This window comes from Plectonema radiosum NIES-515 (assembly GCF_025753815.1).
GTDB classification, from domain to species: Bacteria; Cyanobacteriota; Cyanobacteriia; order Cyanobacteriales; family Nostocaceae; genus Hassallia; species Hassallia radiosum_A.
Map to the genome: position 1 here is coordinate 23117 of NZ_JAOWRF010000370.1, position 14107 is coordinate 37223.

Genomic DNA, 14107 nt, shown 5'->3' on the forward strand with positions numbered 1-14107 from the left:
CAATATTTAATACCCTGTCTACCTTTTGGTGGATGATAAAAACTTACGTATATCGAACAGTTAAAGTTTGATCTTTTGTGATAAATGACACTTGTGTGGCATTAAGGTTAAGATAAATGAAATTTCTGAGTCAAGATTTGCCTCAGCTTTTCACTAAATTAACGATTTTCTTGGCATTTTCAAGGAAAAAAAGGTATCAGTCAGCGTTAATCAGAGAAATTATTTTATTTTCTCCTTCTCTTGTCTTAAATTAGCCGTTTTTATTTCTTGTTTTCTAGACGTAAATGTTGTATTGTGAAGATCGAGTAAAGTTTTATTAAGAATATTATTTTTCTGATAATTTAATAAGTGGGATTAAAAAAATTAATACCTTTAATACCAGAATAGAAATTTTTAGTAATTGATGATTACAAGCCCATTTATGAAATTGGTGTGGTGCAGACGGATTGAAAAGGCTTAATAGTTCCATGAATCTTGGCGATTACAAGTTAGTTCCATCCAACTCTAAATTGGCATCAATTCCTCAAGAGTTGCAATTGGCTCACTTACTGATAAATCAGGTTGCTTCTTCTGCTTTTTGTCTACAAGAGAACTCCGAGTTTCTCTATGTCAACGATGCGATCTGTCGCATTACTGAGTATTCCCGTGAGGAATTACTAGGGATGAGGTTGCAGGATGTCGATGTAGATTTTTCACCAGAAGTTTGGTTGGAACAATGGTTATTGCTAAAATCACAAGGTTCGCTCTCTTTGAAATCGCGTTACCGCACAAAGAAAGGGCAGATGTTTTTGATGGGGATTAACCTCACCTATATAGAACATCAAGGAAAGGGCATTGCTTGTGTAATGGGTAGCGATCGCAGTCAGGAGATAGTAGAATTTTCGATGCAGCGGTATGCAGATAAATCCAAGGATGCCAATCAAGAATTGCATCAGAAAGTATCTGCGGAATATCAGCAAAAAGAAGAAGAACTTAAAACATCTGTTAATTTACTACGTTCGACTCTCGAATCTACTGCTAATGGCATACTTGCGGTAAATTTTGATGGGGAGATTCTTTGCTACAATCAAAAATTCACCGATATGTGGCAACTCCCCAAATCGATAACCATATCTAGAAAATGTAAACGAGCTAAAGCTTTTTTTGAAAGCCAAGTTAAAGATCCACAGCTTTTCTCTGATTGCGTCTGGGAAATGGAGATTCAATGCAATAACGAAAGATACGATTTACTAGAATTGAAAGATGGGAGAACCTTTGCACACTACTCGGAACCGCAGCGACTTGATGAGAAAATTATCGGCAGAGTGTGGAGTATTTGGGACGTTACAGAATTCAAACGCACTGAAGCAGCACTCAAGCTGAACGAATCGAGATTTCGCATTTTGGCAGAAACCACCGATGCAAGTGTTTTCCTGATTCAAAACTCAAAGATTTGCTATGTAAATCAGGTGGCAGAGACACTCACCGGCTACACTAAAGAAGAGCTGCTGAATAACTTTAATCTTAATCGATTAATCAAAAGCAAAAAGTTGAGGCAAGTCAACAAGCTAGATGATGCAAGTGCGTGTGAATACCAAGAAATGCAGATTGTCACCAAAAATGGCTTACAGCGTTGGTTAGCTTGTACTGTGGAAATGATGGATGGATTACTTGATTTTTCCGGTAAGGCAGTCGAATTCGTCACAGCAATTGATATCACCGATTACAAAAGCGCAGAATCAGAAGTTAGGCAAGCTTTAGAACAAGCAAAAAAACTCAGCGAACTCAGAGAACGCTTTGTATCCATGCTGTGTCATCAATTCCGCACACCGCTGAATATTGTCTCGTTTTCTTCTGATTTACTCAAACGTCATCTTACCCAATGGAATGAAGAGAAAATCCGCTCTTATCTTGATTTAATTCAAGCAGCTGTCCATGAAATTAGCCAACTGTTAGATGAGGTTTTGTTGTTTGGCAAAGCAGAAGCTGCTAAATTAGAATGTAACCCCAGACCAGTTGACTTACAACAGTTTTGTCGCGATATTATAGCACAGATGCACTTAGCAAGTGATAAGCAAACATCAATTGATTTTATCAGCCCTGGTGGCTGTTCAACTGCTTATTTAGATCCTAAACTGTTGCATCATATTTTAACTAATCTACTTTCAAATGCGATTAAGTATTCCCCTGATGGGAGTACGGTTATTTTTGAACTTTGCTGTCAAGATGAAGAGGTAATTTTTCAAGTTCAAGATGCAGGTATTGGTATCCCCGTAGTCGATAGACAACAAATATTTGAAGCATTTTATCGCGGTAGCAATGTCGATAGTATCTCTGGTACTGGTTTGGGGTTATCGATTGTCAAAACTCTTGTAGAGATACATGGAGGTCGAATTGCTGTTGAAAGTGATGTAGGTGCAGGCACTAAATTTACTGTCGTGTTGCCCAATACAATTGCTGAATATTGAGTTTTTATTCCAAACTCAAGATTCAGTAAAAATTAAGTGCTCGGCATCAAGAGAGAGTGTTTATTTTCTACTAAAAATTGTGGTAATTTAATTATGATGCAAGAAATGTCAAAAAAAATTCTCGTCATAGAAGACAATGCAGCCACGCTTAACATATTCTTAGATGGTCTGCAAGCTGAGGGTTTTGATACTATAGGTGCCCAAAACGGTGTTACTGGCATCGAACAAGCACAAGAGCATTCACCCGATTTGATAATTTGTGATATTATGATGCCGGATATGGATGGTTATGCGGTTCTTGCTGCGCTGCGTCAAGAGCCGATAACAGCGATTATTCCCTTCATTTTTCTCACTGGCAGCAACACCCCAGAAGATGTCCGCAAAGGGATGGAATTGGGCGCAGATGATTATCTTATCAAACCGTGTACAGTAGAGCAATTGCTCAGAGCGATCGCTACCCGATTAGAAAAGCAAACTCAGATTCGCTACTGGTGTGCGATCAATTCTCATAAAATGTCAGCATCATTACCGACACCAAAGACTTCAATGGAAGAACCTCTTGAGTTCAACTTTCCATCGGTTCCTCAACTCAAAGAAGTTTTTGATTATATCGAAGCTCATTATCAAGAAGGAATTACTTTATGTGATGTAGCTCAAGCAGTTGGTTATTCCTCCGCTTACTTAACTAATAGAGTTGCAAAGAAGACGGGAGACACCGTAAACACTTGGATTGTTAAGCGCAGAATGGCAGCAGCACGTTATTTACTTCAGAATACTGACCACAGTGTCGAGCAAATTGCTACAAGTCTCGGCTATCAGAATGCATGTCATTTTTCCCGTCAGTTCCGTCAACACAACGAGATACCTCCCCAAAGCTGGCGGAAAAAGCATCAATTTATACTACAAAATGTTGGTTCAGTTTAACTTTTTTGTCTCAACTGCTGTAGCAGTAATTGTACTCCTAAAGCGAACAAACCAAGAGCCACGATCGCAAATATCCCTGTTCCTAAGGTGACTACACCTAGAACTAGGGTACGCACTGCGGAGGCAATTCTGATAGTTAATTGGTTTTGTGAATGGATTGGGTTATTGGCGAAACTGCTAGCGATCGCATTTAATAGGGAGTAAACTGCGATCGCTAGTCCTCCAGAAATCATTGACCCAGTAAAACAGCGTAATGGAGTCGCTGAATTTTTTTCTGTCTCTGGTTGTTGAATTAAATTTGGGTCACTCATACTATTTTGGATTGTGAATTCTGAATTGGAAAGGGATAAGGGGGACAAGGGGGACAAGGGGGATAACGGGGACAAGGGGGACGACTTGGAAAAATTTCTTCCTTGTCTCCCCCCTCTCCCTTGTCTTTCTTCTCTTCCCCCTCTCCCTAATTCCCTAATCCGCGTATAATTGTATCAGCCCATGCTTTATCTTCTGCCTTTAGTGGTGGTATTGGCTCTCGATTATAATCAATAGTTAAATAATATCTGGCACGGGCATATATTCGATTCAATAAAGGTTGCAAATCTAAAATCACTTTTCTCTCTTCTGACTGCAAAGGTAACACGAAAGTAGGAATCTTTTCGCGAACGCTAAAGCCGTATAATTTAGCTTGAGGGCGAATTTCACTTTGACTAACAACTATGCGATAATCTGTTGCTGGCACTTCTCCTAATAAAGACATTTGCCGACCATTTCTGAGTAAATCAATTTCTACTAAATGCGTCAAACTAGCTAAAACTTGTTTTCGCTTTCGTTCATAAGCTTTTCTTCCTTCACCTGCTCGTTTGTTTTTAGGAGAGAGAATTTCAATTGTTGTGACAACAAATCCCGTGTCTATCTCTCGAATTTCTAAGTAACTTTCTGTGACATTTTCTGGCATGGGTATTGTCACCGTTACCCCATCTGTGGTAGATACTTGTGTAGCTGTTGATGAATGCTCTTTCTGATTTGATTGTTGAGAAAAAATAGTCACATCAGGGATACCTACCAAAATGGAATCCTCTTCATCACTTAAATAAGTACGTTGCTCAATTGCAACTCGATATTGAGGAGGTATGTTTGGCTCAATTTCGTCGGCTATGACTGCGATTAAGCGATGATGTACTTCTGACCAAAATATGGGATTTTCCAGATAAGGATTCATCCCTGGAAATGGAGAATTCATAGGACTAGGTTCTATTAAAATGCTATCTGAATTCCATGTGCGATCGCTTGAGTTACAAACAATTCTAAATCGTCGTTCTTCGTCGCACTCCTCACTTGCAGCTTAACTTCTTCTGCATGTTCTTGAGATTCACACAGAGCAAACACACTTGGTCCAGAACCAGACATCATTGTCCCCAAAACTCCTGCACTAGCAAAAGTTTCTCGCAGCTGCAATACTTGTGGATAAGCTGGTAATACTACCTTCTCTAAATCATTATGCAGCTTTTTGGCAATTTCTTTGGCATCTTGATGCAAAATAGCTTTGACCATTTCTCCTGAATGTACTGCTGACGCACGAACCGCTAAATTATCGCTATCTCTAACGTAAGAATCACCAAACTCCTCTCGATAGCTTTTATAAGCCCAAGGAGTAGAAACTTCTAAGCTTTTATATTTACCCAATACTATATATATATTATTTAAACTTGCCAAGGGAGAAAGTTGTTCACCTCTACCTGTAGCGATCGCTGTTCCACCGGCAACGCAGAATGGTACATCTGAACCTAAAGTAGCTCCCAGTTCTTCTAATTCTGACTGAGTTAGTCCCAGCTTCCACAATAAATTAATCCCTACCAAAACCGCTGCTGCATTCGTCGAACCCCCAGCTAACCCCGCAGCTACAGGAATGCGTTTGGTGATAGTGATTTCTACACCTCCGTATTTAGCAAAGGTGTTAGGAAATTGCGTTGTCATTAATTCGGCTGCCCGGTATGCCAGATTACTTTGGTCTGTCGGTACTTGGGGATGGTTGCAGTGGACACGAATCGTGTCAGTGCTGATAGAACCCAACTCGATTTCATCTGCCAAATCGATACTTTGAAGTATCATAGCTAACTCGTGGTAATTGTCAGCGCGATCGCCGATGATTTCCAGATATAAGTTAATTTTAGCAGGAGCAATTAAAGTGTAAGAGTGCATATTGAAAGTTAGGAGTTTGGGGTTTGGGGTTAGGGGTTAGGAGTTAGGAGTTTGGGGTTAGGAGTTAGGAGTTAAAAGTTGGGAGTTAGGAGTTTGGAGTTTGGAGTTTGGGGTTTGGAGTTTGGGGTTTGGAGTTTGGAGTTTGGAGTTGATTTGACGCGATCGGTCGGGTCTTTAGAACAGGAGTGGAGTGGGGAGTTTATCTTCATTTTTAATTCCTCACTCCTCACTCCTCACTCTTAACTTTTAACTCCTCACTCTTAACTTTTAACTCCTGACTCTCGACTTTTAACTCCTGACTCTCAAGTTTTAACTCCTGACTCTCAACTTTTAGTTGATTTGCCAGTGCTACCCATTGAGAGACGCTAAGGTCTTCAGCACGAGCTTGAGGATTTATCTTCAATTGTTCCAGTAATTGTGTCAGGCTGGTGCGTTCTACAATCGACTGCAAATTATTTCTTAACATTTTGCGCTTTTCCCCAAATCCTAACTTTACCAAAGTTTCCAATCGTCGCGGGTCATTTGCTGGTGGTTCTATTTGGTAGGGAACTAACCGTACCACTGCTGAATCGACTTTCGGGGGTGGGGAAAATGCAGAGAAGGGGACTGGACAAATTAACTTACACTCAGCTAAATATTGTACCCGCACGCTTAATGCTCCAAAGGCTTTTGAGCCTGGTTTAGCATATAATCTTTCTCCTACTTCTTTTTGGACTAATAGTACTATTGAATCAAATGGTTGAGAATTTGGTTTGGCAATGGTACCAAGTAGCTTTTCTATAATTGGTCCGGTGATGTTGTAGGGAATATTAGCTACAACTTTATTTGGGTTTTGAAAAGCTGCAAAAGCTGCAAGATTTGATGGTAAATCTAAAGTGAGAAAATCTCCTTGCAGAAGTAAGAAATTCTCACTTTGACCCAGTTGCTTGACTAATAATTTGCATAAGTCGCGGTCAATTTCCACTGCGACTAAAGATTTGACGTTTGGTAATAAACGACGAGTGAGAATGCCAGTACCTGGTCCAATTTCCAGAATGCGATCGCTCCCTTGACATTCAGCTGCTTCTACTATTGACTGAAGTGCTTTTTCGCTTTTGAGCCAATGCTGGGCAAAGTTCTTCCGGGGTCGTATCATCTATATTGCCTCCTAAATTATATGTTTTAGCCTTGCCTTACTTTTTCATGTTAGATATATTGACTTATGTCATGCAATCTGATGTGAAAGATAAAATTATCAGACTTGGTGTCAAAATAAAAGCGATCGCTTAATTATCCACTCTTCCATGCACCTTTGAACTCAAAGCCTCAAACTATAGACGAGTCCTCTAAAATTCTTTATTACCATGACAGTCATTATTGTAAACTTCAACTTCATCATTACATTCACAGACGACCAGTTTTATCAACTATGTCGGAAAAACCCGGATGTTAAATTTGAACGCAATACCAATTTTAGAGACGTTCCACGCTCTACGTCTCTAGCACAGTTAGGGCAATTTTGAATTCTGTCCTAGGAGGTTTTCACCTGAGTAAGAGGAATTTCAATGACAAATTCTGCACCTTGTCCAAGTATTGAGTGACAAGATAATTTACCACCATGTTTATCTACCACAATTTGATAACTTATAGATAGTCCTAATCCTGTACCTTTACCGACATCTTTCGTAGTAAAAAAAGGGTCAAATAGTTTTGAAAGTATTTCTGGTGGAATGCCTTGACCATTATCTGCAATTCTGATTACTATCCAGTTGCAATTAACAACTTCAGTCCGAATGTAAATCTGTTGTTCTTTGTTATTGACAAATGACTCTTCTAAAGCATCTATAGAATTGGCAAAAATATTCATAAATACCTGATTTAGTTGACCAGGATAGCACTCAACAGTGGGAAGTTTGCCATACTCTTTAATCACCGAGATTTCTGGATGTTCTGGTTTAGCTTTCAGACGGTTATGCAGAATCATTAGCGTACTTTCAATTCCCTCATGGATATTTACTTGCTTAAATTCAGCTTCATCCAGACGAGAAAAATTCCGCAGCGACAAAACGATTTCACGGATGCGCTGAGTTCCTACTCGCATCGACTGAAGAAGTTTGATGAAATCTTCTTTGAGAAAATCAAGGTCAATGTCTTCGATTTCGAATTTAATTTCTTCTGGGGGATTGGGGTAGTATTGTTGATAAAGTTTTACTAGTTGCAGCAAACTTTTGGAGTATTCACAAGCGTGAGTTAGATTAGCATGAATAAAGTTAACCGGATTGTTAATTTCGTGAGCGACACCTGCAACCATATTACCCAAGGAAGACATTTTCTCACTTTGGATGAGTTGAGTTTGGGTACGTTGCAATTTGTTTAGAGTCTTTTCTAAATACTCAGCCTGTTGTTGCAATTTCATTTCCGCTTCTTTGCGAACAGTAATATCAGTTGCCACACCAAGAATTTGTTTGACTTTTCCGTCAGCAGTACGGTTGAATGACGTGTCTCGACTGTAAACCCAGTGCCATTTTCCATCTACATCTTTCATCCGGTACTCAAGCTCAAAAATCTTGCCATCAACAGCGGTGGTAAATTTTTGGTAGTGGGTTAGGACTTTTTCCCAATCGTCGGGATGAAGAGTTTTGGGAAGAAGTTCTGCACCCATTTTTTGAATTTCTTCAATGGAGTAGCCGAGAATTTCAGCTATTTCATGATTTGCGTATATATTGCGCTGTTCTTCTAAGTCGTAGATATAAATAGTATTAGGAATCGAGTCAGTAATACGTTGAATGAAATGCTGGCTAGCTTGAAGTGCAACTTCCACTTTTTTCCGCTCTGTAATATCAAAGGTTGTTCCTACCAGACGATAAATTTTACCTTCGGTGTCAAAGACAGGATTAAATGTAGTTAGTAACCATTTTTCTTCACCGCATAAAGTGAGGCATTCTTCAAAAAAGATCGCGACACCTGCAACAAGACAAGTGTTACATTTATGATGTATTTCTGCGGCTTTCGTAGCACCAAAAATTTCTGTCAAGTTTTGACCAACTACCTCAGCGCTACACTTGCCGATTGCTTTTTCTGCATTTAAGTTCCAACCCCCGGAGCGAAATTCGCCATTTTCGAGAACGTCGATGACAAAAATAGAGCATTCAACTCCATCGTATATAGTGCGTAAAAACTGCTCTTTTTCTTGTAGTCGAGCTTCTGTTTGTTTGCGATCGCGTAGCGCAATTTGCTCTTCGCTGACATTTCTGACAATCACAATGATGTTATTATTGGCAAAGGGAACGAGACGCCCTTCAAAGTATTCTTCACCATTAGGCATTGATAGGGAATACTCAATACTCACCAAAGATGAAGTTTGTTGAACTTGAACAATTGCTTCCTGCATCTTTTCTGCAACCTCCGGAGGAAGAATTTCCACCATCCGTTTTCCTAAAAATACCTCTGGTGGAACATACAGTTGAGCATCTTGAGAGCTAGCTTTGTAATCTACGATGGTGTTATCCCCAGCCAATCGAAAGAACAAGTCAGGAAAGGCATTGAGCATAGCCTCTAATTCTGAAGTTTTCTCATGTAAGGCTGCTGTACGTTCTTGGAATTTCACTTCTAACTCTTGATTCAAGAGTTGCATCGCTATTTCTGCTTGCTTGCGATCGCTAACATCAATTATGCAGCCATCCCAAATAATTGAGCCATCTGATTGTCGCTCAGGTTTAGAAATTCCTTTTAACCATTTTTGCTTCCCAGAAGGTGTGATAATTAACCACTCATATTCCCAGTTTTCTAAGGTTTGAGTCGAGATGGCAATTGTTTCGTGTAACCCAGGAAGGTCTTCAGGATGAACCACTGCAAATAACAACTCTGAATTTTGGTACACTTGTGAAGGTTCTAGCTCATAGATTTCTCGACATCCAGAAGAAACATAAGGAAAGCATACACTACCATCACTCCTAAGCTGAAATTGGTAAATTACCCCTGGTAAATTGTCTGCCAAGCGTGCAAACCAGGCTTCTTTTCTAGATAAAGCTACTTCTGTCTGCGTCTGCAACCGGGAAACTATCTGACGCAGTTCTACCAATTCTTCTTGAAGGGATTCATAACTACTTTTATCTACGGTGATGGAATTGCAAGCCATAATCTCGTCGGTTGCTAGCTACGGGTTTGAAGTAGACTTCAGTATGTATGTTTCCCTATTTAGCCTGTGAAAATAACATTGTTGGCATTAGGTGTGCGATCGCCTTAATTTCCACCAAAATTAACTTATACTATTTTTCGATAATTAATGCGGATTTTATACTAGCGACACTGAAGTTGATCAAACAACACAGCGACAAAATTATGAATACAAATAAAAAATATATTATCCCTTTTATTGTTGTAGCGATCGCCGCCAGCATCAGCAGTTGTAATTCTAGCCAAGCTTCTGGTCATCTCGACGAAACCGCTACAGCAGCCACAACAACACCAACCAACATTGCTTCATCCCAAATCCCAACCCAGGCTCAATTAGGAGCTAAATCGAGCCAAGAGGAGCCTTTCTCTACAGAACTTTTTACTGAAAATACCGCTTTGTCAACTTCTCAAGTTGCTACTGGCAAAACTATTGACATTACCCTATACACAAGTGATAGCGAATGTCAAGAACTGATTCCAAACACAGTTTCAGTGCCAGCAGAAGAACCTGCAACGGGTATTGTGAGTAAAATCATAGAGCAACAAGATACAGCTGATTTGAATTTATCTGGTTATCGTGTAAGTGTAAAAAATAGAGTTGCCACCGTAGATTTACGAATATCCCCTGATTCCAAACGGCAGTTAGTTTCTCTTTCGCAATGCGAGCAATTTACTTTATTTGGCAGCCTCTGCAAAAGTCTGACAAGTAATGCTCAATTAAATATAAAAAAGGTTCGCTTCACCGAAAGAGGTAAGAAAATTACTCTTTGATTGCCAATTAGGAGTCTATATCTGGCAAAAATAGACATCGACCGTTGTTTTATTATACGTTGCCCGAAACCCTTGTAGGGACGTAGCATGTGCTACGTCCCTACATTAGACATCTCCAGAAATGAACTATGCGTTGCCCAAAACCCTTGTAGAGACGTTAAATTTAACGTCTCTACAAGGGTTTTCACGACGTTTGTCTATTCATTTTCACGACGTTTGTATAATAAAGAAAATAGAAAATTCCTTTAAATATTTATATTTGTTCATAATGCCACAACGGGGGAAACCCTGGCAACATAGTGGCTCCTCTGTACTGCCAATCTTCAAGATAGATAGACAGGTGAACCAAATAGTTCTACAATCTGACTGATTGTGGTAATCTTACTCATTGCCCAATCAACCCAAACATAGTAAAAAATTTTGGTGATTCGGCTCAATTGCGCCGATCGCTCTATTAAGATAAAGACGTCTTTAGTAGAGGGCGACAAACAAATGGATGTAAAGTTGATTTTAGTTGGATTAACAGTTATTTTTACCATTTCGTGCCTATTTTTTGGCACGAAAAATGGCTTTTATGATTCAGACAACTACCACGGCAATGGTTCGGCACATTAGACATCTCCATAAAAGACGTAGAGACGTAGCTAGCTTACGTCTCTACAAGGATTTTGGGCAACGCATAACAACGCTCTCCCCCGTCTTTAGATACGGGGTTTATCCCGATTAATTTTTGGAAATGTCTATTAAAAAACGCCCAATTCTGTTAGTTTGATGGGTTGTCATTATCCACGTTTTTCCGAACCAGCGCGGGTTCGGAGGCGTCCTCCCCAATTACCTAATTCGCATTCGGGTGGGGCATTTAGGAACTTACCTCTAGGTCACAAGACCAAAAACCGCGTAACTATAGGCTTTTGGGAAATGTGCAATGCATATGAGGTTTGAGGGGAAAAGAGCATGAGTGAGGATCTCTCAGCATCCTCTCGCATTGATAGTGGGGAGGAGACAAATAAATTAGAATGTTTTCCCTATAGTGTCCACCATAAGGATGAAGGTGTCTGTTTATTGGTGCGGATGGGACAACACCGCATTCTGCTTGACTGTGGCTTAAAAGATATTTCCGAGCTGGTAACGGGGCTAAAAAAGTCGGCAAAACGAGGAAATTCGCCCCAACCAGCAGATTTAGTTATAGTAAGTCACGCCCACCCAGATCATTCTAGGGGATTGCTGGCACTGCATGAGGCTTTTCCCTTATTACCGATCTACGCTAGCGAGGTGACAAGCAAGTTACTACCGCTGAATTGGCAGAATCAAACAAAACCGGAAATTCCCGAATTTTGTCAAGCGTTGCCGCTGCGATCGCCTGTGGAATTTAAAGATGGTTTAGTCGCAGAATTATACCCCGCAGGTCATCTACCCGGAGCGGTGGCGATTCTCCTCACCTACACCACCCAGGAACGCTCTTACAAATTACTATATACAGGTGACTTTTTCTTATCGAACTCACGCTTAGTAGAAGGTTTGCGTTTAGAAGAATTACGCGGATTAGACTTGGATGTGCTAATTATTGAAGGTACTTATGGTACATCGCGTCATCCCCATCGTCGCAACCAAGAAAATCAACTAGCAGAACGAATTAATCGGGCGATCGCTGACCGCTCCTCCGTACTACTACTTACAGCAGCATTGGGTCTAGGTCAAGAATTATTGATGCTGTTACGCAGCCATCACCACTTTACCGGTCGTGACATAGATATCTGGGTTGATGGTAGTGTCGCCACCGGATGCGATGCTTATTTAGAATTGTTACCTCACCTGCCCCCATCTGTACAAAACTTCGCCCGTCATCAACCGTTGTTTTGGGATGAACGAGTGCGTCCCCGCGTGCGTCGTTTGCAACCAGAATATCGTCACACTGTTGGCAACACTCCTTGTATTGTCCTCACCGATTCTACAACTGATTTGGATGAATACTGCCAACTAGGTATGAATTCTTGGCTAATCCTTTCACCAGAAAAAACTCATATAGAACTTAATAAAGCATACCCAGGACAAACTAGTGTCGAAAGTTATCTGCTGGCACAGCATAGCGATGGTCCTGGTACCACCCAGCTAATTCATAATTTGCGACCCCAGCACGTTATTTTTGTCCACGGTTCCCCTGGCTATTTGGCAGACCTGACAAGTTTGGAAGAATTGCAAAATCGCTACCACCTACATTCGCCGGCAGGTGGTACGTTAGTAGAATTGCCAATTGGCGATACATTTTTGCAACCAGCAGCCCCAGAGACTAATTATGAGGGTGAACTAACAGAATTAGGAACGGTAATCACAATTACCCTCCCCGATGCCGTTACCGCTGACCCTCGGTGGCAACAATTTGGCGATACTGGCTTAATTGAAGCGCGTTGGCAGGGAGAAGAATTAGTATTGCGCGGTTTGTCCCAACGAGAATTACTCAATCAAAATAGCGATCGCTTTATTTGGTCTGATGTCGATTGCTGCTGCACCTGTAAACATCAAAGGGGGCAGCGGTGTTGGAACCCCGCTTCCCCCCTGTATAATTTCAAGGTTACTCTTGAAGGTTACTGTCCTGCCTTTGAACGGTTAAGCGACGGCTAATAGCCAGACTGAAGACGGGTTTTCAGAATTAATTCCTAGTCCCCAGTCTCCAGTCCCCAGTCCTCAGTCCCCAGTCTCCTTACTCTGGGTTTGAGTCTGTGTAACGATTGCGGATGCGTTCAGCTTCTGGACAATCTTCAGTCATAAGAGGTTCGACATTACCACGAGGCACTGAAGCTAATTTTTGCGTTACAGCGCCAATACTTTCAAGGCGAACCATCTCTTCCCAAGAACAAACTTCGTCCTCTTCTTCTGTCTCATAGCGTAGAGTGACTAAATCTCCCTCTATGTCGAGGATGCGGGCGCGTTCAATCCAGCGTTGCTGGTCCCGCAAGAATACACATACCTCCCGCCCGTCGCAACACAGTTGATAAATCTTGCGGTGTAGCATGTACTGCTTCTGCCTTTTTAAACGACGTAGTTAAATCTGTCAACATCTGGGTTTTATCCCAATATATAGTACCCTGAAAAAGCTAGTTTCATGGTTGGTGAACAAGTCCATATCTTGATCCAAACCATTATATTGGATGATTGGATCGTATACAGCTTGATGACTGCACCAGTTCAACTCAATCTCTTTGGGAGTAAGATTAGAAATGCCTACTAATATAGTAGAGACGAGATTGTGCAACGTCTGTACTTATTTCGGGAGTTGTCCTGACAAGTGTGAGTATTTTCTGGTGAATACTTTCTACCATTATGTAATAAATAATACTCCAAAACAAGTGGTAAGTGCGGTTGTTTAAGTTGCCTACTTGTAATCATTGGCATTTTTGGGAAGTCTTTACCCCTATGTATTTGATCTTAACTCATTCTCCTGTCACCTTAATGGTTTTAAACAACAACACCCCAAAAGTTCTTCACTGTGTCTTTATGTCTCTGGGTGATACAAAGGAAGGCAGTCACGAAAGAGGACTTTCTTGACAAGGGGGGGGGGGGAGGACAAAGGGGGACTAAGGGGATTAGGGGGATTAGGGGGACTGGGGGGACTAGGG

The 14107-nt window shown here is 40.9% G+C and carries 13 protein-coding genes; 6 read left to right on the top strand and 7 right to left on the bottom strand.

Translation table 11 applies throughout. The features are described 5' to 3' along the window. The first annotated feature begins 467 nt into the window (after positions 1–467). Complete coding sequence (locus OGM63_RS26215; RefSeq protein ID WP_263748644.1) at positions 468–2447, top strand: scytonemin biosynthesis sensor histidine kinase; 1980 nt, start codon at positions 468–470, stop codon at positions 2445–2447. A 105-nt stretch (positions 2448–2552) separates the two neighbouring features. Then, positions 2553–3371 carry a response regulator transcription factor gene (locus tag OGM63_RS26220; RefSeq protein ID WP_263748645.1) on the top strand — a complete coding sequence of 273 codons (819 nt, stop codon included), beginning with the start codon at positions 2553–2555 and terminating at the stop codon, positions 3369–3371. Here the strand turns inward: OGM63_RS26220 and OGM63_RS26225 are convergent. The 4 genes from OGM63_RS26225 to rsmA form a co-directional block, all read right to left on the bottom strand. Next, positions 3368–3682: a DUF3082 domain-containing protein gene (locus tag OGM63_RS26225; RefSeq protein WP_263748646.1), complete on the bottom strand. Its 315-nt coding sequence runs from the start codon at positions 3680–3682 to the stop codon at positions 3368–3370. The genes OGM63_RS26220 and OGM63_RS26225 overlap by 4 nt on opposite strands. Positions 3683–3828: 146 nt before the next feature. Then, a complete protein-coding gene (locus OGM63_RS26230; RefSeq protein WP_263748647.1) occupies positions 3829–4608 on the bottom strand; it encodes a DUF4058 family protein in 780 nt (259 codons plus the stop codon). Between the two features lie 14 nt (positions 4609–4622). Then, on the bottom strand, positions 4623–5567 hold the full coding sequence (ispE, locus tag OGM63_RS26235; protein ID WP_263748648.1) for a 4-(cytidine 5'-diphospho)-2-C-methyl-D-erythritol kinase: 945 nt from the start codon (positions 5565–5567) through the stop codon (positions 4623–4625). 226 nt (positions 5568–5793) lie between these two features. Then, positions 5794–6702, bottom strand: a complete 909-nt coding sequence (gene rsmA, locus OGM63_RS26240; protein WP_263748649.1) for a 16S rRNA (adenine(1518)-N(6)/adenine(1519)-N(6))-dimethyltransferase RsmA — start codon at positions 6700–6702, stop codon at positions 5794–5796. Positions 6703–6707: 5 nt separating this feature from the next. Between rsmA and OGM63_RS26245 the strand changes: the two genes are divergently transcribed. After that, positions 6708–6836, top strand: coding sequence for a hypothetical protein (locus OGM63_RS26245; RefSeq protein ID WP_263748650.1), 129 nt, complete (start codon positions 6708–6710; stop codon positions 6834–6836). Between the two features lie 241 nt (positions 6837–7077). Here OGM63_RS26245 and OGM63_RS26255 read toward each other — a convergent pair whose 3' ends face one another. Beyond that, positions 7078–9684, bottom strand: coding sequence for a PAS domain-containing sensor histidine kinase (locus OGM63_RS26255; protein WP_263748651.1), 2607 nt, complete (start codon positions 9682–9684; stop codon positions 7078–7080). A gap of 47 nt (positions 9685–9731) precedes the next feature. Here OGM63_RS26255 and OGM63_RS26260 point away from each other — a divergent pair, with 47 nt between their 5' ends. The 3 genes from OGM63_RS26260 to OGM63_RS26265 all read left to right on the top strand — a co-directional run bounded on the left by OGM63_RS26260 (position 9732) and on the right by OGM63_RS26265 (position 13112). Next, positions 9732–10493 carry a sporulation/spore germination protein gene (locus OGM63_RS26260; RefSeq protein WP_263748652.1) on the top strand — a complete coding sequence of 254 codons (762 nt, stop codon included), beginning with the start codon at positions 9732–9734 and terminating at the stop codon, positions 10491–10493. Between the two features lie 492 nt (positions 10494–10985). Further along, positions 10986–11108 carry a DUF8629 family protein gene (locus OGM63_RS30110; protein ID WP_015137787.1) on the top strand — a complete coding sequence of 41 codons (123 nt, stop codon included), beginning with the start codon at positions 10986–10988 and terminating at the stop codon, positions 11106–11108. A 339-nt stretch (positions 11109–11447) separates the two neighbouring features. After that, positions 11448–13112 carry an MBL fold metallo-hydrolase gene (locus tag OGM63_RS26265; RefSeq protein WP_263748653.1) on the top strand — a complete coding sequence of 555 codons (1665 nt, stop codon included), beginning with the start codon at positions 11448–11450 and terminating at the stop codon, positions 13110–13112. 79 nt (positions 13113–13191) lie between these two features. Here the strand turns inward: OGM63_RS26265 and OGM63_RS26270 are convergent, their stop codons facing one another. After that, positions 13192–13446 carry a DUF6679 family protein gene (locus tag OGM63_RS26270; RefSeq protein ID WP_263748654.1) on the bottom strand — a complete coding sequence of 85 codons (255 nt, stop codon included), beginning with the start codon at positions 13444–13446 and terminating at the stop codon, positions 13192–13194. Next, on the bottom strand, positions 13421–13549 hold the full coding sequence (locus OGM63_RS26275) for a hypothetical protein (RefSeq protein ID WP_263748655.1): 129 nt from the start codon (positions 13547–13549) through the stop codon (positions 13421–13423). The genes OGM63_RS26270 and OGM63_RS26275 overlap by 26 nt, the downstream gene beginning before the upstream one ends. Between the last annotated feature and the right edge of the window lie 558 nt (positions 13550–14107).

What these genes read in the sequence shown, in the direction of transcription:
- OGM63_RS26215 (WP_263748644.1), top strand. Translation starts at nt 468, where the DNA reads ATGAATCTTGGCGATTACAAGTTAGTTCCATCCAACTCTAAATTGGCA.
- OGM63_RS26220 (WP_263748645.1), top strand. Translation starts at nt 2,553, where the DNA reads ATGTCAAAAAAAATTCTCGTCATAGAAGACAATGCAGCCACGCTTAAC.
- OGM63_RS26225 (WP_263748646.1), bottom strand. Translation starts at nt 3,682, where the DNA reads ATGAGTGACCCAAATTTAATTCAACAACCAGAGACAGAAAAAAATTCA.
- OGM63_RS26230 (WP_263748647.1), bottom strand. Translation starts at nt 4,608, where the DNA reads ATGAATTCTCCATTTCCAGGGATGAATCCTTATCTGGAAAATCCCATA.
- ispE (WP_263748648.1), bottom strand. Translation starts at nt 5,567, where the DNA reads ATGCACTCTTACACTTTAATTGCTCCTGCTAAAATTAACTTATATCTG.
- rsmA (WP_263748649.1), bottom strand. Translation starts at nt 6,702, where the DNA reads ATGATACGACCCCGGAAGAACTTTGCCCAGCATTGGCTCAAAAGCGAA.
- OGM63_RS26255 (WP_263748651.1), bottom strand. Translation starts at nt 9,684, where the DNA reads ATGGCTTGCAATTCCATCACCGTAGATAAAAGTAGTTATGAATCCCTT.
- OGM63_RS26260 (WP_263748652.1), top strand. Translation starts at nt 9,732, where the DNA reads ATGTTTCCCTATTTAGCCTGTGAAAATAACATTGTTGGCATTAGGTGT.
- OGM63_RS30110 (WP_015137787.1), top strand. Translation starts at nt 10,986, where the DNA reads ATGGATGTAAAGTTGATTTTAGTTGGATTAACAGTTATTTTTACCATT.
- OGM63_RS26265 (WP_263748653.1), top strand. Translation starts at nt 11,448, where the DNA reads ATGAGTGAGGATCTCTCAGCATCCTCTCGCATTGATAGTGGGGAGGAG.
- OGM63_RS26275 (WP_263748655.1), bottom strand. Translation starts at nt 13,549, where the DNA reads ATGTTGACAGATTTAACTACGTCGTTTAAAAAGGCAGAAGCAGTACAT.